Below are 21,951 nucleotides of genomic sequence, written 5' to 3'. Positions count from 1 at the left end.
AAATTATGCAAATAAATAGGCTTTCAGTACGAGTGTGGCAAGATCCGGTGTATTTCATTGCTTTTGGGTTTGGCAGTGGCTTACTACCAATTGCGCCAGGCACTTGGGGAACAATTGCTGCTTTTCCATTATATTTTTTACTCAGTACATATTCATTACCTATTTATCTGTTTGTTACGGCGTTATTTTTTCTACTTGGCGTGTATGTTAGTGGTAAAGTTGTTAATGATTTAGGTATTCATGATTACAGTGGTATTGTTTGGGATGAGGTTGTAGGTTATCTTTTAACCATGGCCGGAGCACCCTTAGGCTTTTTTTGGATGATTATGGGATTTCTTTTATTTCGTTTATTTGATATCTGGAAGCCTTTTCCTATTTCTTTAATTGATAAACATGTTCATGGTGGACTAGGGGTAATGCTCGATGACTTGTTGGCTGCAGTACCTGCATGCTTACTTTTACGTAGTTTAGCTTGGACTTTTGGCTTATGAACCAAAATCATAAAGAATTAATAAGTATTGGCTTAACCGTAGGCATTATTGCTTTAACTATTTTTATAATTCATCGTTTTATACCCTCCATGATTTGGGCAGCTATTATTGTAATAGCCACTTATCCTCTATACCAACGTTGGCGCCAATTTTTTGGTAATCATGATAATTTAGCTGCTTTATTATTTACAACCATCTTAAGCTTATTATTTTTATTGCCACTAAGCTGGTTAATTGGGTTACTGGTTAAAGAATTACAACTGTTTATTAACTACTTACAAATGATTAATCGCGATGGAGGGGAAGCACCTAATTTTATTAGACAGTTTCCAATCCTTAGTAATGAGTTAGTCAATTATTGGAATACTCATGTTGGTCAGCCGGGTAATGTACGAACTCTTCTATCTAATTTGCATCTCTCACTCACGCCTGCCAGCTATTATATTAAACAAATAGGGGTTAACTTAGCCCATCGTAGCTTTCAGGTTGGTTTTACTATGCTCACTTTGTTTTTCTTCTATCGAGATGGAGAAAAATTAAATACACAAATTAATGAAGTAGGAAAGTTTTGTTTGGGTAATCGCTGGTATCGCTATGCCGATAGGCTTCCTTCAGCTTTACGCTCGGTAGTTAATGGCACGGTGGTGGTTGGCTTAGGGGTTGGCGTGTTAATGGGTTTTTGTTATATGCTTGTTGGCCTTCCGGCACCAACATTAATTGGTTTTATTACAGCATTTGCTGCAATGATTCCCTTTGTTGTGCCCCTTGTTTTTATTATTGTAGCCTTAGTATTACTGTCATCAGGTGGCATGATAGGCGCAATTGTAGTTGTTGTTTGGGGAACGATTGTTATGTTTGTTGCTGATCACTTTATTAAACCGGTGTTAATTGGTGGTGCTATTAAACTTCCATTTTTAGCTGTGCTATTTGGAATTTTAGGCGGAGTAGAAACCTTAGGATTATTGGGGTTATTCGTAGGGCCGATCGTCATGGTTTTATTTGTTACACTGTGGCAAGAACCAACGCTTAATAAGCCTAAATATGAGCTCCGTGTAAAACGTCCACTGGAATCGTAAGTCTTTAAGGTATGTAACCTGTCTAATTTAAGTCGCCTGGAAAACAGGTGATGTTAGCGTTTAACTCTCTAGATAAATAACGGATTAATCTCCTCTTGGATTATTTAGCCCGTGTTTACTTGTCTTTAAAGCCTTTTCCAAACACGCTATACACATCCATGTTGCTCGATGAAGGGCATCCATGCCCTTCAACGGTTTGGAAAAGGCTTTAAAGACAAGTAAACACTAGTTCCGTGAAACGTAAAAACTCCGAATGAGGTCGGATTAAAATTTTTTTAATGATTTTACAAAATACTTGTAATTTTGTTATTTGTCCCAATATATACTTCTGCACTGCACTGCTAGGTTGACTTTTTGCGAGTTGTTTTTAGAGCTGCGACAGCTTTAAATCTTCATGGGCCAGAGCTACTGAGTCCGATGTAAAAAGCAATAACAAAATCTAATTCTTGCAGTAGCGAGCGGTGTAAATACCATTTAAAATAAAATACCCACATGTATTAAGAGGGGAGGGTTATGAATAAGAATTGGCCCAATAAAGAAAAAGATATTTATGTAGCAGAACAAATTATGGAGGAGTATGCTAGCCAAAATAACAGTGAATCATTAGGTTTATTTGAATTATTTGTTAATCCTGAAGAAAAGCGGATGAATTTTAGGCTATCAAATTGGGTGATTACAATAGCTGAGCACTTTAAATCAGTTTATGGCGAAGCACAGGGTGAGTTTGTAACACGAAAAGTAATTACTCGTTGTTTGGTAAATGGACAGACCTTGCATTAAAATGATAAGGCTTTCGCTAATGGCTCAATTCTTATCACGAAGAGTTGTATTTGGTCCATCTTCAATTTAAATTATTCTTGAACATGCTAGATAGGTATCCTCTGCTTTTTTAGCATGGTTCTCAAACAACCTAAATCGTCTCTATCATTCAAGCTGAGCTATCGCAGCCTCTTCATAATGGCTTATGTTTTAAGCTTATTTTTAATACTAGGTTTAGATACACATTAATCATAATTTTAGCGCTAAGAAGTGTTAGGGATTATTAAAGTGGCTTAAATATTTATCATAATTTTTTTTAAACTCAGCTTCTTTTAGATACTGGTCTAATGCGCTATTAATTGATTGTAATAAATTCCCCTTGCTGCGATTAACAGCAATAGCTATGCCATAACCATAATCAAAGGCTTGGCCAAGAGGAACTAAAATTCCTGATGCTTCTTGTTGCCAATAAAGTGCACTGGTGTTATCCATAATTGCAATATCAATAAAACCTTCATTTAATGCATCGATGGCAGAATCAAGGCGCTCATAGGATGTAATTTGTGAATTATTTACCCCTAATGAGGTTAAAACTTGAGGAAAAAAGGTGCCTCGCACCACGCCAATTTTATAATTACCCAAAGCTTTTATATTAAATACTTTAGAATCGACACTTTTGTTACCTAAAAAGCGGGCTTGACTCTTTAAATAAGGCTTAGAAAAAGACATACGTGCAGCGCGCTCTGGCGTAATTGCAATGGCTCCAACGGCTATATCCATGCCACCATCTTCAAGTTCAGCAAGTAAATCAGAAAAAAGCATGGGATAAAATTTGCATGTTCTATTTAAAATTTGGCAAATACGCGTTACGAGAGCAATATCAAAACCAAATACCTGATTATTTCCAGCACGCATGGTAAAGGGAGGATAAAAATTATCAACCCCGACCCGAATAGGTGGCTCGTTTTGAGCAAAAGTAAGAATACTAGAAAGAAGTAGCACAACAAAAAGAAGAGTCCTTTTCATACGAACGGCCTTAATTGTTTTTTTACATTATAGCTATAATCGTCTCATTTGGTCTAAACTCTTAGGCTTTTTTCGTAATGGGTTGCGGTAGTTTGTCATAGTGAATAATTTTAAGACAAGTTGCTTTTGGGGCGTAAGATATAAATGTTGGCATACGAATTTACTTTCTAGCGCAAGCTTGATTATGATTAATTAAAGTTAATTCATTTAATTCTAACTACGAGCTATTAGTGTTAATTATTCCTACGATTTTACAAGCTAATCAATCATTTTTTGCTAAACATTTTTCTAATTTAGACCATCCCCTACGAGAAGCGGTACGTACCTTATTATTAATCAGTGATTATGCGTTAAGGCAGATTACAATTTTAGAGACTTTACTTAATCAAGATGATTGTAAAACCGCATTCAATTTGGTTGATTATATTAATTTTCTACAAGATCTACCTGCTCACTCTAACCAGCAATTTGCACACGCCATTCGAAAATTTAGGCATTATCATTTTCTTAGGCTTTTATTACGCGAGCAAGGTGGATTAGCTGATACAGTAGAAACCATGACTGCCTGGTCAGAGTGTGCAGATGCCTTAATTTTGCGAACGTTAAATTATTGCCAACAAGAAATGGTTCAGCGTTATGGCAATCCTATGGATGAAGCCGGAAAAGCGGCTGAGCTTTATGTATTAGCCATGGGAAAATTAGGTGGGCAAGAATTAAATTACTCATCTGACATTGATTTAATCATGGCTTACTCAGCCTCTGGCTATACCAATGGCAAGGAGTCAGTAACCAATCAGTATTTTTTTACCAAAGTAGTCCAATTGTTTATAAAACTCATGCAAGATGTAACGGAAGATGGGTTCGTATTTCGTATTGATTTAAGGCTGCGTCCTAATGGTGAGAGCGGGGCATTAGTTTCTTCACTTGCCGCGATGGAAACTTACTATCAAGAGCAGGGTCGAGATTGGGAACGTTATGCGATGGTCAAGGCACGCTTAATAGGTAGTGCAACGCAGGTTTCAGAAGGGTTCCAAAAATTAATTACGCCTTTTGTCTACCGACGCTATATTGACTTTAGTGTTATCGAATCCTTACGAAGTATGAAAAGTATGATAGAGCGTGAGGTACAGCTAAACCCAAACTTAGATGATATAAAAAGAGGACTTGGTGGTATTCGAGAAATTGAATTTATTGTGCAAAGCATTCAGCTAATCCGCGGCGGACGCCTGCCTTTATTGCGTCAAACAAACCTGCTTAATGCTTTAGATGTATTGAAAGCAGAAAAACTATTTTCTCGCGTTAATATTTTAAAGCAAGCCTATCTTTTTTTAAGAAAACTTGAAAATTGTCTACAAAGTGAAAATGATCAACAGGTACATTCCTTGCCTAAAGATGCCATAAAACAGGCTAAAATTGCTTTGGCTATGGGATTTGTAAGCTGGGATTCCTTAGTAAAAATTTTGCAACGCTTTCAAAAAATTATTCGCAACCTTTTTCTTTCTATGTTACAGCAAGCAGTTGATTACGAGGATAGTGATAGGCTCTTAAATAATCAGTTAAGCAATGTATGGCAGGGGCATGTTGAAAGTACAATGGCTATTAATTTACTAGCAAGCCTAGGGTATCAAGACAGTCAACGTTGTTATCAATTGATTTCTAATTTTAGACATAGCCCACGTTGCCGTCGACTTAATCAAGCGGCGCGCATAAGGCTTGATCGCTTTATGGTATTACTTTTAAAAGAGTTAGCTAAGGTAAGCAACACGGAAGAGATATTACTTAATGTAATTCATTTACTGGAAAACATAGTAAGCCGTAGTGCTTACATCACTTTATTTAATGAAAATCCACATGCGCTAAAAGAATTGTTTTTTTGGTTTACCAATAGCAAGTTTAATACGTCATTATTGGTTAATCACCCCTTTTTATTAGAAATATTATTAGATCAAGCGCCAAATTGGCAGCCTTTTTCCCGCAAGCAATTGCAGCAGAAATTAGCAAAACAATTAGCAGAAAGTAATGATATTGAATATCAAGAGGATTTATTACGACAATTTAAGCTCACCAATTGGCTACTTGTTGCTCGGGCTGAATTACTTGGCTACGTGAATGCTTGGCAAAGTGCTTATTTTTTATCAAATGTGGCAGAAGTCATTGTTGAACAAGTAGTTAGCTTGGCATGCCAGACACTATCTAAGCGCTATCCACAAATTAATGAGATTAAATCGCATTTTGCTATTATTGCTTACGGCAAATTAGGTAGCCATGAGATGAATTATAACTCTGATTTGGATTTAGTATTTATTTATGACAATCCGGCACAAATAGAAGGGCTAACGCGGCTTACACAAAAAATTTTACATATGTTAACGATGCGCTCGCAAGCAGGGGTTCTTTATCAAGTAGATACACGGCTTAGGCCTTCAGGGGAAGCTGGTTTATTAGTCAGTGCATTTAACTCGTTTATTGAATATCAACAAAACCATGCCTGGTTGTGGGAGCATCAAGCGCTAATTCGAGCGCGAGTCATTGTTGGTAGGCCCACAATTTATACTAAATTTAGGCAATTAAAGCAGCATATACTGGCTATGCCACGGCCAAAAGAGGTGGTGTTTGCCGAGATAAAAGCCATGCGTCAAAAAATAAATCGTAACCTTAAGATAGATGATAAAATTAAATACATGCCAGGCGGATTAATTGATTTAGAATTTTTTGTACAATGCCTAGTACTTACTCACCCAACTGCCGTACTTAGTAAATATACGCATACCCTAGATCTGCTTAAGCAATTAGTTAAATTAGAAATAATTCAAATGAATGAATTTAAAATATTAAGCAATGCTTATAAGCTTTATCATAAGCTTCTTCACCAAAGTGTTTTAGCCTCACTACATTTGACTAATGAACTAGAGATTTGCAAAGCTGTGTTAGCGATTAGTCAGTTTCACGACGATGATACTTCGCCGTATAAATCATAGTCATCACTGTCGGTAATTGTCACATCCACGAAGCTGCCAACAGTTAATTGCTCATGAAAAGGTAAATAAACTAGTCCATCTATTTCAGGCGCGTCACTTTTGCTGCGTGCAATGACATGCTCAGGCGTGATTTCGTCAATTAAGACGGTTTGTTTTGAGCCAATTTTTTGCTTAAGCTTTTGGTAACTAATTTCAGCCTGCACCTGCATGAAACGATGGTAGCGCTCTTCTTTAATATCATCAGGTATAGGACAGGCCAGCTCATTTGCTTTAGCACCGTTTACGGGTGAGTATTTAAAGCAGCCAACTCTATCAAGTCTCGCTTCTTTAAGAAAATCTAGTAATTCTGCAAATTCTTCTTCTGTTTCACCTGGAAAGCCCACGATAAATGTAGAGCGTAAAGTAATGTCGGGACAAGTTTGACGCCAGCTCGCAATACGAGCTAAGGTATTTTCACTGTTAGCAGGTCGTTTCATCGCTTTTAGTACCCGAGGATTGGCATGTTGTAGCGGAATATCTAAATAAGGAAGAATTAAGCCATCACGCATCAGGGGTATAATTTCATCTACATGCGGATAAGGATATATATAATGGAGACGAACCCATATGCCAAGTTCGCCTAGCTGCGCGCATAAATCATAAAATTTTGTGTTTAATTGCTTACCCTGCCATTCTACAGATTGATAACGTGTATCTACGCCATAAGCGCTAGTATCTTGCGAGATAACTAAAATCTCTTTAACACCTGCTTCTTTAAGGCGTTTTGCCTCAGAAAGAACTTGCGTTAGTGGATAGCTTTGTAGTTTTCCACGCATAGTAGGAATAATACAAAAGGTGCATTTTTGATTACAGCCTTCTGAAATTTTTAAGTAAGCATAATGACGCGGCGTTAATTTAATGCCTTGGGTCGGTATAAGCTGGGTAAATGGATTTTTAGGTGGCGGCAAATGCTCGTGAACGGCGCCCACGACTTCCTCATAAGCATGGGCTCCACTTATATGTAGTACCTCAGGACAAGCTTCGCGAATCAGTTGTGCTTTCGCACCTAAGCAACCGGTTACAATAACTCGCCCATTCTCAGCCATGGCTTCTTTTATCGTGTCTAACGATTCAGTCACCGCCGCATCAATAAAACCGCAAGTATTAACTACAACAACACCAGCATCTTGATAGGTAGATACTAATTCATAGCCTTGTGCGCGCAATTGGGTAATAATTCGTTCAGAATCAACTAACGCTTTAGGGCAACCTAGGCTAACAAAACCTACTTTATGATTCATCAATTTCTATAACTCTCTACAAGCCCTACGATAGCGGCTTTTATACAAAGGTGCTAATTATATCTCTTTTTTAGTTAAAAGTTGTCTATTTTGCTAAATAATTTTAGCTTAACTAACCATCAAAACGCTTGAGATTTTACACTTTGTAAGCGTTTCAGAAACATTTGGCTATCTACCTCACCTACTAAGCGAGAATGTTCAAGTTCATCGCCTTCTTTATTAAAGAATAGAAAAGTAGGCGGTGCGACGACCTGGTATTTACGTAATAAAGCCTGATTTGCTTCATTGTTCGCTGTAACATCTGCTCTTAAAACCACAAAGTCTTTTAGACGTGTTTTGACTTCAGGATTTTTTAAGACATTTGCTTCAATGTACTGACAAGTAACACACCAATCGGCGTAAAAATCTAATATAACCGGTTTGCCCTGAGCACTTGCTATGGCTTGTTCTACTTCGGCAACTGTTTTAACTGGTTGGTAAGCCAGGGTTTCATGTTCTTTGTCTGACCAGTGAGCTAAGGGTTGTAAAGGATTTGTTTCACCCATACTCGCGCCTAGTAGCACGAATAATCCATAGACTAATAAGATAATTCCCATCCCTTGACAGAATTTATCGTAATTAGAGGTAGCACGTACTAAAGCACCTAAATAAATACCAGAAAAAATAAGTAAAGCTGCCCAGCAAGCCATGCTTAGCGCACCAGGCAAAATGCGGCTTAAAAGATAAATCGCAACGCCTAACAATAAAACCCCAAAAAAGGATTTAACAGCATTCATCCAGTGGCCAGCCTTAGGTAGCCAACGCCCGGCAGAAGTACCGATTAAGATTAGAGGTGTTCCCATGCCTAGGCTTAAAAAGAATAAACTAAAGCTGCCTAATACCACATTGCCACTGCTAGCAATATAACCTAAAACACCAATTAGCGGGGCGGTCACGCAAGGTGATAAAATTAAAGTAGATAAACACCCCATAACAGCAGCACTTAAATAGTGGCCACTTTCCTGACGGCGATTTAATTGTGCTAATTTAGCTTGCCAAGAAACAGGCAATTTTAGTTCAAAAAAGCCAAACATAGACAGCGATAAGATAACGAAGAGTAAGCTAAATAAACTAATAGCCCAAGGAGATTGCATAATAATTTGTAAGTTACTACCTAATAGTGAGACCGCCGCCCCAACTAAAGCATAGGTAACAGACATACTTAGCACATAACTTAGGGATAAGCGAAATGCCTTCCCTGTAGACATGGTTTGACTATGGCCTACAATAATTCCCGAGAGCACAGGTACCATCGGCAAAATGCAAGGTGTAAAGGATAACAATAAACCAAAGCCGAAGAAAATAAGAAAAATCATAGGCAAGTTATGATTTAGAAAAATAGAATCGAGCGTGGGCTCATCAGTCGTGGTGTTAGCAGACTCCTCACTCATTACCGTATTATCTTGAAACAATTCTACATTACTTAATGATAAATCCTTGGCAATAGCTAATTTTATTTGTTTTGTTTGTGGAGGATAGCAAAAGCCATCATCAGCACAGCCTTGGTAATGTAAAGTAACTAATGCTTCGCCAGGTTCTTTACCTAGTACAGCAATGGGTAAACTAAGTTCATTTCGATAAACAGTATAGGCTTTACCTTGTAAATCTTTTTTTGTTAAAGCAGGTGGTAAAGAAAGAGGGCCTAATTGAATATTGCTGTCATCAGGTACATTAATATTAATCCGATCACTGTAAAGAAAATAACCAGGCTTAATTGTCCATTTTACTAAAAATTGGTTAGGGTCAACCTTAGTAGCATTGACTTGAAAAATCTCACTTACTGGCAGAGGATCGGCAAAGCACAGTATAGAAAATAGGCAACCTAAAGTAAATAAAAGCCATTTTTTCATGAATATCTCTGATAAATTACTATACAGCTAGTCATTGTAGTGCGAGCAGTAAAAAAACCAAAATTTTTTTACTGCCTCCCCTTGAAATAATTATGGTTGTCCCCATATGCCTGTCATCGGTAATTCACGGTGTAGGAATTACCACCAGGTCAGAGTAATCTGAAAATTATAGGTGATTAACCCATCAGGAGAAAGAAGTATGAAAATTCGTCCGTTGCACGATCGCGTTGTTGTTCGTCGTCTGGAAGAAGAGCGCACAACAGCAGGCGGTATCGTTATCCCCGATAGTGCTACTGAAAAGCCTATGCGCGGTGAAGTAGTTGCAATTGGCCCAGGCAAAAACTTAGAAAATGGTGATGTCCGAGGGTTAGCTGTTAAAGTAGGCGAGACAGTTTTATTTGGTAAGTACTCAGGTACAGAAGTTAAGATTGATGGTGAAGAACTAGTCGTCATGCGTGAAGAAGATATCTTAGGCATAATCGAAAAGTAAGCAAACGAATTAAAGGAGACTTAAATGGCTAAAGATTTACGTTTTGGTGACTCAGCGCGCCAAAAAATACTTGCTGGTGCGAATGGCTTAGCTGACGCGGTACGTGTCACTATGGGTCCAAAAGGCCGAAATGTTGTAATAGAACGTTCTTTCGGCGCACCTACTATTACTAAAGACGGTGTATCTGTTGCAAAAGAAATTGAATTTGAAGAGCGTTTTGAAAACATGGGCGCCCAAATGCTAAAAGAAGTTGCTTCTAAAACTTCTGATGCAGCAGGAGATGGTACAACAACGGCTACCGTTCTTGCTTGTGCGATCATGGTTGAAGGTCATAAAGCAGTTGCGGCTGGCATGAACCCAATGGATTTAAAGCGCGGTATTGATAAAGCAGTGATTGCAATTACTAAAGATTTACAATCAATGTCTAAGCCATGCAAAGATAGCAAAGCGATTGCACAAGTAGGTACAATATCTGCAAACTCTGACGAAGCAGTTGGTGCTATTATTGCTGAAGCAATGGAAAAAGTTGGTAAAGAAGGCGTTATCACTGTTGAAGATGGCAATGGCCTTGAAAATGAATTGGCTGTTGTTGAAGGTATGCAGTTTGATCGCGGTTATATCTCTCCATACTTTATTAATAATCAACAAAACATGAGTGCTGAGCTTGAAAACCCATTCATTCTGTTAGTTGATAAGAAAATTTCTAGCATTCGCGATATGTTGTCTGTATTAGAAAGTGTTGCTAAATCAGGCCGACCTTTATTAATTATTGCTGAAGATGTTGAAGGCGAAGCCTTGGCTACTTTAGTTGTTAATAACATGCGTGGCATTGTTAAAGTTTGTGCTGTGAAAGCACCTGGTTTTGGCGATCGTCGTAAAGCAATGTTGCAAGATATTGCTATCTTAACTAATGCTCAAGTTATTTCTGAAGAAATTGGTAAGAGCCTTGAAGGTGCGACAATTGATGATCTTGGTACTGCGAAGCGTGTTGTTGTAACTAAAGAAAATACCACAATCATTGATGGTGAAGGTAAAGCTGACGATATCAATGCGCGCGTTACACAAATCCGTGCTCAAATGGAAGAAACGACTTCTGATTATGATCGCGAAAAATTACAGGAGCGTGTTGCTAAATTAGCTGGTGGTGTTGCGGTTATCAAAGTTGGTGCTGCTACTGAAGTTGAAATGAAAGAGAAAAAAGCACGCGTTGAAGATGCGCTTCATGCAACTCGTGCTGCTGTTGAAGAAGGTATCGTTGCTGGTGGTGGTGTTGCCTTAATCCGCGCTCAAAGAGCGTTAGAAGGATTAAAAGGTGATAATTCTGATCAGGATATGGGTATTAATATTCTTCGTCGTGCTATTGAATCACCTTTACGTCAAATCGTTACTAACGCAGGCTATGAAGCATCTGTTGTAGTAAATAAAGTAACTGAAGGTAAAGATAACTTTGGTTTCAATGCTGCTACTGGTGAATACGGTGACATGATTGAATTTGGTATCTTAGATCCCACTAAAGTTACTCGTACTGCATTACAAAATGCTGCTTCTATTGCAAGCTTAATGCTTACTACTGAGTGCATGGTTGCTGATCTGCCTAAGAAAAATGATGCAGGTATAGATGCTGGCGCTATGGGTGGCATGGGCGGTATGGGTGGTATGGGCGGCATGATGTAAGCCTTTTCTACCCAAGTTTAAAAACCCGCCAATTGGCGGGTTTTTATTATCTTGAATATATAGCGAAATATAATTGAGCTTAATTTAAGTACGCTAGCTATGCTACATTGCCGTATAAGATGAGGGCTTCACAAATTACTAGGCAGTGACTTAGACGTTTTTTGGCTACTTCTTTTTAAGGTTGGCAGAGTATGTTTTATAAATGCCCCCTTTTCATCTTTCACCATCATAACTTTCCCTCTCCCCAACCCTCTCCCGCGAAAGGTACCCTTTTATTAGGTCCGACCCAGGTAGATAGGTAACACCTATGACCGGATAGATAGGTAACAGTAAACTAATCACATGTCGGTAAAAGGAGTGTGAAATGCCTTGGAAAGAGACTGTTGCTATGAGAGAGAAACTAAAATTTATATCAAATTATATGGAAAAGAGCTTTGCTAGTTTTGCAGAGCTATGCGTTTTTTACGGCATCAGTAGAAAGACGGGTTATAAGTATGTGAAGCAATTTGAAGAGTCAGGTATAGATGGACTAAAAGAACGCTCTAGGGCCCCCCATCAGCATGGTTTAAAAACCTCTGGGTGGATAGAGGAAAGTATCTTATCAGTACGTGAGAAGCACAAAACTTGGGGAGGCAAAAAGATTTACAATTGGCTTCATCAAGAATACCCAAACACGGCTTGGCCAGCCAAAAGTACAATAGATGACATTCTTAAAAGAAATGGCTTAGTAAGAAAACGAAGAGCTCGAGGCGATGTCGCACCTTACCATGAGTCGTTTTCTTTGTGCACCAGCCCAAATGATGTTTGGAGTATCGATTTCAAGGGCCACTTTTATTTAGGCAATAAAAGGCGTTGCTATCCATTGACCGTGACTGATAATTTTAGTCGTTATCTTTTAGATATCAGAGCATTCGAGACGATATCAAGTTTAACAACAAAAGAAGCACTAGAGAGACTTTTTAAAACCTATGGCTTACCTAAAGCCATTAAAAGTGATAATGGCGTACCCTTTGCCAGTACAGGTATTGCAGGCTTATCTAAATTATCTATCTGGTTAATTAAATTGGGAATTATACCTGAGAGGATAAGAAAAGGGCATCCAGAAGAAAATGGCAGGCACGAACGGATGCATTTAACTTTAAAATTGGAAACAACGCTACCGCCAATGGACAACCACTGGGCTCAACAAAGATGTTTTGATGAATTTAGAACAGTATTTAATGAAGAAAGACCTCATGAAGGAATTGATTTTCAACGCCCCCTTTGGCTCTACTCGAATTCGGCGCGCTCTTTTCCACAGACATTACCTAAAATAGAATACGATACAAGACACGTGGAAACTAGACGAGTCAGAAGCAACGGCACGATTAAATGGAAAGGAAAGGAAATCTTTTTATCTGAGTTGTTAATCGGGGAAACTATTGGCTTTATACCCCGAAGTGAAGAGCAATGGAATCTACATTTCTCTTTTATGCCCATTTCTATTTTTAATGAAAGAGAACAAAAAATGTATAAAATATGATATTAAAGTGTTACCTATCTATCCGGTCAGTTTTGTTACCTATGTTCCGGTCATACAATGTGAGTATGATGTTCGCGGGAGAGGGTTGGGGAGAGGGTAAGGAAAGTCATGTGGTAGGCTTTAATAGATAAAAGAGAATGATAGATAATACAGATGTCAGCAAAAATGCTATAGCCATAGGTAATTGATTTTCATCATGAAAAAAGGCGATTAGGCCACTTGCGAACGCTCCCCCTAAAATTTGCATAAAACCAAATACTGCTCCAGCTGTACCAGCAATTTTAGGAAAAGGTATTAAAGCGCCTGTGGAGGAATTAGGAAATACAAGGCTTGAGCCAAACATAAAAATAATGATAGGAATAATAATGACCCAAGTATTAAGATAACTTAGCAAATAAAATACTAACATAAAGAGGCCAGCGCTAAATTGGCTTAAAAATCCAAAAATCATCATGGCATTAATGCCATATATTCCTACTAATCGCGCATTAATAAACCCACCAAAGGCAAAACCTGAGCCAACTAATATAGAAAGCCAGCCAAACTGAACGGGCGATAGGCCTACTTTTCCTTGTAATACGATAGGCAAGGCGGTCATACAAGCTAGAATGCCTGCATAAGTCAATAAAGAAGGTAGGACAAATTTTAAGAAAAGATTAGATTTGAGTAAGTACATCATATTATTAAAAATAATGGCTGGTTGAAAATTATCTTGATGATAATATTGGCTGGTTTCAGGAAGTTTTAGATAAAACAAATAAAGAATAGTAAAATTATAAACGCTTAAAAAAAGAAAGTTATACCGCCAGCCTGCAAAATGTTCAATGTAGCCACCTAAGATTGGTGCTGCAGACAAAACAACGACACTGGATATTGATAAGTATGAATTGTAGATAGCTAATTTTTTATTTTCGAATAAATCTCTTAAAATTGGACGTGTTAAGGCTAACCCTGCGCCTGCACCAAGTCCTTGCAGAAAGCGTCCCAGAAGTAAAATATGAATAGTTGGCGCGAGACAACATAATACACTACCTAAAAAAACGATAACTAATCCCGTAATTAAAGGTTTTCTTCTGCCAATGGCATCTGACCAGGCACCATAAACAAGTTGTGACACACTAAATCCTACCATATAAATAACCACCGTCATTTGAATCCAAGTAGTGCTTACCTGAAGTTTGTTTGCCATATTTGGCAATGAAGGCAAATATAAATCAGAGTTAATTTGACCTAACGAAGAAATAAAAATAATGAGTATTAATAATTGTAATTCTTGACTTGTTTGATAATTTCTTGTCATAGATTTTTTACCTAGATTGAAAATTGATTAAACATTTCAGCCAAAATGGATAGTTAAAAATACGATAGCTATCGATTTCTTTAGATCTCTTTTTAAGATTAGTTAATGCAATCCCCTTAAGTTAAAAATTTTTCATAAATTTCACTATTTTTTAATATATTTTTTTATCTAACCATTATAATTAATGATAGGTTTATTAATTTATAGTTACTTTATGACAGAAAAATCATTGAAAGACACTATTGAAGAAGACCAGGTAAGCTTAGAATATTTAAAATCCATTGAAGAGTTAATCAGAAATACATCGTTTACAGTTGAAAATTATAGTTTTATGCGTGATGGAGGGGCGGCAAATATATGGTTTGATGATGGTACAAGTAAGCGCGTTCCTAAAGGAGTAGCCATCATATATAACTTACTAAAAAATAAAGATAAAACTGCAAAAGAGCAGCTAAATCTTATTAAGACGGTCGCTGAAAATGTGCATAATGGCCATGATGTTGCACCTAGTAATCAAAAATTTTATCAGACTATTTTACGGAAGAAAGAGCGCAGTAAAATTAAATAAGGATTTACGAATCCAAGCTTTATTAAATTCGTAAATCTTGATAATGCTACTCACTTTGTCGACTAGTTAGTTTTTCTTGTTGCCAATAATTAAGTGGTGATAAATTCGGACTAGCCATGGCACTGACAGGTAAATAAAAAGTTTGCTCAAGTAAAAATTGTCCACTTAATGCTGCATGTGAAACCTGATCAGTAAAGACTAACCAAGTGCTCTGGGCAGCAAAGTTAATCAGTTTTTTTTCTACTGTTTGTTGATAATTGTCATCTAATTTCATGCGATCATGTAATTGTAATTGATAGTGATCATAGGCTGATCGTAAGGTTTTAGTTACTTTAACGAGTTTTAGTAATTTTGCGACCGAAGCGCGATAATCAGGAATTTGTTTAGCAAAGCGTTGTATTACTCGGTCAAAAGGCTCTCCAAGGTGCCAAACACGGGGCTCACCATGGGGATTAATATTACAAAAGACGCGCAAAATCCTTAAGCCATTCACAGGCGATGCGGCAAAAGAATCAACATGCAGCCTCGTATCATCTTTACGTTTTGAAGTAGGGCGGCCTAGAATTTGCGCCGGACGATAGCTCGTTCGCCCCCATTGTAAATGCTGTTGATATTGGGGCAGCAGGGTGGTGACTAAATTTCTAGCAAAATTAGCATACTGCTGCATAAATTCTTTAAGTTCGATGTGAAGCTTAAATGCATCATTAGTTTTTTTCTTAATCCCACCTAACTTGCTAGTACGGTAGTCAAAGCTAATATTTTTATGGTGACCATCTAAAATTTCTTCTGTCAAAAACTTATCTAGTTGCGGAAAATTAAAAAAATAATTAGGAAAATAAATGACATTTCCAGATTCAAGCGCCTGAAGGCTAGCTTGCTGGGTAGTACTATCTATTTGATTTAAATCTAAAATAGGTAGGGAAAACAGAGATTCAGTCATTTAAGTTCTCTCTTTAACAAGGGAAATTATGTCCCTAGTATACTTGATATTTTGTGTTATAGGTGGTTAATTAATTTAAGTTTTAAGGTAATCCATTTTGTAAAGAGGTAGTCATAAACTATTTCAATGATTATGATATAAACAATTGATTTTAAAATACCATTTACTTGAACTATGCTTAGACATTACCACCACTTATTATTAAGGAGCTTGTTATGAAAGATGTTATTAGCCAACTTTCTATTCTGCTAGCAGATACCTATGCTTTGTATTTAAAAACTCAAAACTATCATTGGCATGTGAAAGGCGCGCAATTTAAAGCGTTGCATGAATTATTCGAAAGGCAATATCAAGAGTTAGCGGAAGCAGTTGATGAAGTTGCAGAGCGTATTTTGATTCTAGGTCACAAAGCGCCAGCAACATTTAATGAGTATAATCAATTAAAGCGTGTTAAAGATGGTAATTCTGGCATTTCAGCGAATGAAATGGTCAAAGAATTAGCCAATGATCATGGCACGTTAATTAAAGACTTAAATCAATCACTTAAATTAGCTCAAGAGCAAGCTGATGAGGGAACGGTAACTTTATTAAGCGATCGCATTGCAGCACATGAAAAATCTCGCTGGATGTTAAGTGCTTCAAGTGAAGCTTAATAGTTAAATAACATACTAATATTTAATTAGTTATCCCTGCTTAAGCAGGGAGTAACTAGTTAGGCATTTTAGGATAATAAGTTAGCTACTTAGCATGTTACACCTTTATGGTGCATGTTAAGCCTGTAAAAGCATCCTAAATTGGGTGGCTTTACAATTACAATAAGAATTAAGCAGGGATAGTGTGATTCAATTATTATTTTCCATTAGTCTATTTTTAAGTGCTTCCTTATTATTCATTATACAGCCCATGGTTGCTAAGAGTCTGCTTCCTATCTATGGTGGGACACCTGCAGTATGGACCGTATGCATGCTTTTTTTTCAAGCGTTGCTACTATTAGCTTACGGTTATGCTTGGGCTTTAAGTTATATTAATCACAATTGGTATTGGCGTTTAATCCATGCAGGTGTTTTGCTGTTAAGTGTTTTATGGTTACCACTTTATCTTACAACAAGCTCAGCAAATCCCGTACATTCCCCGGATTTAATTATTTTAAAAAGCTTATTTATGCAATTGGGTTTGCCTTTATTGGTTATTGCATCATCAGCGCCATTGCTACAATTTGCTTTTAGTCATACTAAAAGTAAAAAAGCCCCTGATCCCTATTTTTTATACGTAGCTAGTAATATAGGTAGTCTATTAGCTTTACTTAGTTATCCTTGGGCTGTTGAGCGCTGGGTTGATTTGAGCGCCCAATATCAGTACTGGAATGACGGCTTTAAACTCTATCTTGTTTTGATAACTAGTATTTTATTTTTTGTACCCTATTCTTATTCTAAGAAAATTCAAGCGAAGCGGCAGTCGCTTTCTTATTATCAGTTATTTACTTGGATAAGCTATAGCTTTATTCCTTGTAGCTTAATGTTAGGTGTCACGTTTTATATTTCTACTGATATTGCAGCAACCCCATTATTTTGGGTTATTCCTTTAGCGCTTTATTTGTTAAGTTTTATTATTACTTTTGCCCAAAAGCCACTTATACCTCATCAGTGGGTAGTTAATAATGCGCTCCTTTTTGCTATTTTTCCTCTCTTAGCTTTTATATTAGGCGTTAATAGTCTTTCAGCTTATCAATTAATTATTATACATCTAGCTTATTTTTTTATTATTGCTTTACTTTGTCATGGTGAGTTAGTGCAACGTCGGCCTGCTGCCGAGCATTTAACTAGTTTTTATGTCTGTTTAGCGCTGGGCGGTGTCTTAGCTGGTTTGTTTAATGGATTACTTGCGCCGCGGTTATTCCAAGGCCCTTATGAATACCCGCTTGTAGTTGCTTTGTCTTTTTTATGTTTTCGTCTGCCTTTAAGAGGGTTAAACTATACGCCACTCATCATTGCTTTGTTATTATTAGGTAGTTTTTTCTTACCTAATCTACCTTGGTTAAATTGGGTTAAGAAATACCATCTCGCTGAGTTTAGTTCCATAATAATCATGGTTATTTGGGCTAGAAGTTGTATAAATCTTTTTGTAGCAACGGTTATTTTATTTATTTTTATTTTTAGTCCCTGGTTTAAACACATGCCAATTTTAGCTCAGCAGCGAAATTTTTATGGTATTAAGCAAGTCTCAACAATAGCTAGTGGGCATGCCTTAATTAGCCAAAGCACTGTCCATGGGATTCAGGTCTTTAGTGGGCAAAGTACCTTGTTAGGAACAACATCTTATTATGGCCCACCAGCGTTAGTCATTGAACTTCTGCAACAGGTTCCCTTATTACGATCTATCCTTATTGGCTTAGGAACCGGTACCATGGTTTGTCAATTTAGACAATCTGATCAACTGGAAGTGATTGATATTGATGAGCAAGTGATTAATATTGCTGATAACCCTCGCTTCTTTACTTATCTGAGAGATTGCTTGGCAAAGCCTGTTATTACACAGGGGGATGGGCGATTAGTTTTACAGCAAAGAGAAAAGTCTAGTACCGATCTACTTATTATTGACGCTTTTTCCTCCGATTCTATCCCTACTCATCTTTTAACTTATGAAGCATTTAAACTGTATAAGCAAAAATTAACTGCAAATGGTGTATTATTAGTACACATTAGTAATCGGCATATTAATCTTTTACCTGTTTTAACAGCAATAGGGCGGAAATTAGATTGGGTCGTGTTACATCAATATCACACTGGCAACTCTAAATTAGGTCAATTTTCTTCTGAATGGGTAGTGTTAACGCCTAATGAACCGTTTGCAATAGAGTTGCTGCGCAAAAATGCAGGGTGGAAATTTGTTACCACCCAAAAGACGATGCTATGGACTGATAATTATTCTAATTTAATTCCTCTATTGAAATACTAAAGTCTCATCTATAAAAGTCATCTTATAATGCTGGATCAGCTAAATTACCTTTGTCTTCTAACCAAGCTTTACGATCCGTGGCTCGTTTTTTTGCAAGCATCATATCCATAATAGATATTGTATTTTGTTCATCTTCGAGGGTTAACTGCACTAATCGCCGTGTATTAGGATCCATGGTTGTTTCACGTAATTGCATGGGATTCATCTCGCCTAAGCCCTTAAAGCGTTGAACATTAATTTTACCACTATTTAATTTGGTCATTTTGGCAATAATTTTTTGCTTTTCTTCATCATCAAGTGCATAGTGAACTTGTTTGCCTGCATCGATTCTATAAAGAGGTGGCATGGCAACAAACACATGGCCAGCTTTCACTAAGGGTTTAAAATGGCGAAGGAATAAAGCACAGATTAAAGTGGCAATATGAGCGCCATCAGAGTCGGCGTCAGCTAAAATACACAGCTTACCATAACGCAAACCCGATATATCATCAGATCCCGGATCAACACCGATTGCAACTGAAATATCATGAATTTCTTGTGAAGCTAAGACATGAGAAGAATCAATTTCCCAGGTATTAAGAATTTTACCTCGTAAAGGTAAAATGGCTTGAAAATCCTTATTACGCGCTTGTTTTGCAGAACCTCCTGCGGAATCACCTTCAACTAAAAATAGTTCAGCCTGATTTAAATCAAGTTGTAAGCAGTCGGCTAGCTTACCTGGCAGAGCAGGGCCTTGGCTTACACGTTTACGGGCAACTTGTTTGGATTGTTTAAGTCGCTTTTGCGCGCGTTCAATAGCAAATGCAGCAATTGCTTCACCATAGCTTCGATGATGATTAAGCCACAGAGCAAATGCATCCTTAATTACATTGGTGACAAAAGCTGCTGTTTGTCGTGAGCTCAATCTCTCTTTAGTTTGACCAGCAAATTGCGGCTCTTTCATTTTGACTGAAAGTATATAATGACAAGGTTCCCATAAATCATCTGCTGTAAGTTTAACACCGCGGGGCAATAAGTTACGCAAATCACAGAAAGCAGATAAAGCATCAAATAACCCAGCTCGTAAGCCATTAACGTGTGTACCGCCTTGAATAGTAGGAATTAAATTAACATAACTTTCATTTAATCCTGAGGTTGAAGGTTGACTAGACCAGGCAACTGCCCAATCCACGGTAGCCTCGTCACTAGTAAATTCGCCGGTAAAAGGTTCATCAGGGAAATAATCAGCAGGTAGTGATTGTTTTAGGTAATCAACTAGACCTTTTTCAAAGCACCAATAGGTTTTTTCTTGATTAATTTGATTAATAAAAGTCATTGCCAAGCCTGGACAAAGAACTGCTTTGGCTCTTAATACATGCATCAATTGTTTAACTGAAAATTTTGCCGAATCAAAATACTTAGGATTAGGCCAGAAACGAATAATAGTTCCAGTATCTCTTTTTTTAACCACACCTATTTCATTTAATTCTTGTGTTTTTTCACCATTAGCAAAACACATTTGGTAAATGACGCCATTACGTTTAATAGTGACTTCAACACGCTCAGAGAGCGCGTTAACGACAGAAACGCCCACACCATGCAATCCGCCTGAAAACGTATAATTTTTATCTGAGAATTTACCGCCAGCATGTAAGCGCGTCATAATAACTTCTACACCACTTAAGCCGATTTGCGGGTGGAGATCCACAGGCATACCACGGCCATTATCTTCTACTTCCACTGAATTATCTTGATGAAGGGTGACGGTAATACAATTAGCGTAGCCTGCAATAACTTCATCAACACTATTGTCTATGACTTCTTGTGCTAAATGGTTAGGTCTAGTAGTGTCAGTGTACATTCCCGGCCGACGCTGTACTGGTTCAAGACCGCTTAATACTTCAATTGCTTGAGCCGTATAATTCTCAGACATGACTTAATCACTTCTTCGTAAAAGGGAACTATTTTAGCATAAAAATCATTCAAAATAGGAGTGAAAATGGATTTTATAGCATTATTTAAATACGTTGCCTTTTCATTAAAATGGGAAACCATTAAGTTAATTTTACAATAAAAAAATTAATTTATTATAAGTGTAAAGTTTAGAATAAAAATTAGCTAAAACCTCACTAAATTAAAGAGAGCTTTGCTAAAAATAGACAAAGATGCTTAAATTAGCTCTACTAGCATTTACTTTTACCTATTTTTTGATCTAAGGGTGTTTCTTCCTTGCTTCCCTAGGTGTAAGACCTATAATTAAATCTATAAGTTGATTAAAAATTGTACAAATTTAAATCTAGGGTAATTAGTGTATACTAAAAGAGTAAATAACATAAGCCTGTGGTTTTCTTAAAAAATTTGGCATCCTTTAAGAAATAAAATTAACCACAATTTTAACGTGTTAAGTTTGAAATAGGTATAAAGGAGAATAAAATGAGTATTTTCACTTATCTTAAAAAAGATCATAGAGTGGCACAAAGTCTCATGGATAAAATAATGCGCCTAGATTCAGATGCTACAGAAGAAAGAGATAAGTTATTTAATCAGTTAAAAAAAGAGCTAATTATTCATAGTAAAGCAGAAGAAAAAGTGTTTTATGAACCATTAAAAAAAGAGCCTGCCACTGAAGAGGAAATACCTCATGCTAAAGAAGAACATGCTGAAGTAGAAGAAATGCTTGACCGTTTATCAGATAAGTCCTTAAACGGTGCTGCTTGGATGCAACTATTTAAAAAAATGGCAGATTCCCTACAGCATCATATCGAAGAAGAGGAACATGAAATTTTTACCGATGCAAAAAAAGAATTGACGTCTGAAGAGGCTCAGCAAATGGAAATCGCTATGCAAAAAGAGAAAAAATTAGTAGAGAAAAAAATAGACATTTCGCTGCGTGACGCAAAGTAGGTTAAGGGCGTTTAGATGCCCACTTAAAACTCAGTCACTTGCTAATTATTAAAATTATAATATTATGTTAAAGGACTTATCTTAATGTAAAAGGATTTTCTAAGGTAGGGTGCAACGTAA

Annotated in this window: 17 protein-coding genes; 11 read left to right on the top strand and 6 right to left on the bottom strand. The window is 37.1% G+C overall.

All coding sequences use genetic code 11. From position 1 onward, the window contains the following. The first annotated feature begins 2 nt into the window (after window positions 1-2). The 3 genes from DYE47_RS10385 (at window position 3) to DYE47_RS10375 (ending at window position 2,347) form a co-directional block, all read left to right on the top strand. On the top strand, window positions 3-491 hold the full coding sequence (locus DYE47_RS10385; protein ID WP_115303202.1) for a phosphatidylglycerophosphatase A family protein: 489 nt from the start codon (window positions 3-5) through the stop codon (window positions 489-491). Continuing rightward, entirely contained in the window at window positions 488-1,567 is a 1,080-nt protein-coding gene (locus tag DYE47_RS10380) for an AI-2E family transporter (RefSeq protein WP_115303201.1), read from the top strand. The genes DYE47_RS10385 and DYE47_RS10380 overlap by 4 nt, the downstream gene beginning before the upstream one ends. Before the next feature lie 513 nt (window positions 1,568-2,080). After that, window positions 2,081-2,347 carry a hypothetical protein gene (locus tag DYE47_RS10375; RefSeq protein ID WP_115303200.1) on the top strand — a complete coding sequence of 89 codons (267 nt, stop codon included), beginning with the start codon at window positions 2,081-2,083 and terminating at the stop codon, window positions 2,345-2,347. A gap of 252 nt (window positions 2,348-2,599) precedes the next feature. On the opposite strand, the gene DYE47_RS10370 is transcribed toward DYE47_RS10375, so the two are convergent. Beyond that, window positions 2,600-3,352, bottom strand: a complete 753-nt coding sequence (locus DYE47_RS10370) for a transporter substrate-binding domain-containing protein (protein WP_115303199.1) — start codon at window positions 3,350-3,352, stop codon at window positions 2,600-2,602. Window positions 3,353-3,582: 230 nt separating this feature from the next. On the opposite strand from DYE47_RS10370, the gene glnE reads away from it, so the two are divergent. Beyond that, window positions 3,583-6,330 carry a bifunctional [glutamate--ammonia ligase]-adenylyl-L-tyrosine phosphorylase/[glutamate--ammonia-ligase] adenylyltransferase gene (gene glnE / locus DYE47_RS10365; protein ID WP_242604198.1) on the top strand — a complete coding sequence of 916 codons (2,748 nt, stop codon included), beginning with the start codon at window positions 3,583-3,585 and terminating at the stop codon, window positions 6,328-6,330. Here glnE and rimO read toward each other — a convergent pair. Together rimO and dsbD are read right to left on the bottom strand one after the other, a co-directional pair. Further along, entirely contained in the window at window positions 6,297-7,610 is a 1,314-nt protein-coding gene (gene rimO / locus DYE47_RS10360; RefSeq protein ID WP_115303198.1) for a 30S ribosomal protein S12 methylthiotransferase RimO, read from the bottom strand. The two genes, glnE and rimO, sit on opposite strands and share 34 nt — an antisense overlap. 119 nt (window positions 7,611-7,729) lie before the next feature. Continuing rightward, window positions 7,730-9,499: a protein-disulfide reductase DsbD gene (gene dsbD, locus DYE47_RS10355; protein ID WP_115303197.1), complete on the bottom strand. Its 1,770-nt coding sequence runs from the start codon at window positions 9,497-9,499 to the stop codon at window positions 7,730-7,732. A gap of 199 nt (window positions 9,500-9,698) precedes the next feature. Here dsbD and groES point away from each other — a divergent pair, with 199 nt between their 5' ends. The 3 genes from groES (at window position 9,699) to DYE47_RS10340 (ending at window position 13,185) form a co-directional block, all read left to right on the top strand. Beyond that, the gene (gene groES, locus DYE47_RS10350) at window positions 9,699-9,989 is read left to right on the top strand and encodes a co-chaperone GroES (protein ID WP_115303196.1); all 291 of its coding nucleotides are present in this window, start codon (window positions 9,699-9,701) and stop codon (window positions 9,987-9,989) included. Between the two features lie 24 nt (window positions 9,990-10,013). Then, window positions 10,014-11,663 carry a chaperonin GroEL gene (gene groL, locus DYE47_RS10345; protein WP_115303195.1) on the top strand — a complete coding sequence of 550 codons (1,650 nt, stop codon included), beginning with the start codon at window positions 10,014-10,016 and terminating at the stop codon, window positions 11,661-11,663. Window positions 11,664-12,027: 364 nt separating this feature from the next. Continuing rightward, the gene (locus tag DYE47_RS10340) at window positions 12,028-13,185 is read left to right on the top strand and encodes a DDE-type integrase/transposase/recombinase (protein WP_115303194.1); all 1,158 of its coding nucleotides are present in this window, start codon (window positions 12,028-12,030) and stop codon (window positions 13,183-13,185) included. Window positions 13,186-13,291: 106 nt separating this feature from the next. On the opposite strand, the gene DYE47_RS10335 is transcribed toward DYE47_RS10340, so the two are convergent. Continuing rightward, entirely contained in the window at window positions 13,292-14,485 is a 1,194-nt protein-coding gene (locus DYE47_RS10335; protein ID WP_115303193.1) for a multidrug effflux MFS transporter, read from the bottom strand. Window positions 14,486-14,699: 214 nt separating this feature from the next. On the opposite strand from DYE47_RS10335, the gene DYE47_RS10330 reads away from it, so the two are divergent. Then, the gene (locus DYE47_RS10330; protein WP_115303192.1) at window positions 14,700-15,053 is read left to right on the top strand and encodes a hypothetical protein; all 354 of its coding nucleotides are present in this window, start codon (window positions 14,700-14,702) and stop codon (window positions 15,051-15,053) included. Between the two features lie 46 nt (window positions 15,054-15,099). On the opposite strand, the gene kdoO is transcribed toward DYE47_RS10330, so the two are convergent. After that, entirely contained in the window at window positions 15,100-15,993 is an 894-nt protein-coding gene (kdoO, locus tag DYE47_RS10325; protein WP_115303191.1) for a Kdo hydroxylase KdoO, read from the bottom strand. A gap of 215 nt (window positions 15,994-16,208) precedes the next feature. Here kdoO and DYE47_RS10320 point away from each other — a divergent pair, with 215 nt between their 5' ends. Both DYE47_RS10320 and DYE47_RS10315 read left to right on the top strand, forming a co-directional pair. After that, on the top strand, window positions 16,209-16,646 hold the full coding sequence (locus DYE47_RS10320) for a Dps family protein (RefSeq protein ID WP_115303190.1): 438 nt from the start codon (window positions 16,209-16,211) through the stop codon (window positions 16,644-16,646). 184 nt (window positions 16,647-16,830) lie between these two features. Next, window positions 16,831-18,948, top strand: a complete 2,118-nt coding sequence (locus tag DYE47_RS10315) for a spermidine synthase (protein ID WP_115303189.1) — start codon at window positions 16,831-16,833, stop codon at window positions 18,946-18,948. Window positions 18,949-18,970: 22 nt separating this feature from the next. Here DYE47_RS10315 and parE read toward each other — a convergent pair whose 3' ends face one another. After that, window positions 18,971-20,860 (bottom strand): DNA topoisomerase IV subunit B, encoded by a 1,890-nt coding sequence (parE, locus tag DYE47_RS10310; RefSeq protein WP_115303188.1) that lies wholly within the window; start codon window positions 20,858-20,860, stop codon window positions 18,971-18,973. Window positions 20,861-21,360: 500 nt separating this feature from the next. Here parE and DYE47_RS10305 point away from each other — a divergent pair, with 500 nt between their 5' ends. After that, entirely contained in the window at window positions 21,361-21,831 is a 471-nt protein-coding gene (locus DYE47_RS10305) for a hemerythrin domain-containing protein (RefSeq protein ID WP_115303187.1), read from the top strand. Window positions 21,832-21,951: the final 120 nt, after the last annotated feature.

It is taken from the genome of Legionella beliardensis (assembly GCF_900452395.1).
GTDB lineage: Bacteria > Pseudomonadota > Gammaproteobacteria > Legionellales > Legionellaceae > Legionella_C > Legionella_C beliardensis.
The sequence above is the reverse complement of the archived record's forward strand: the minus strand, read 5'-3'. Positions and strand labels throughout refer to the sequence as shown.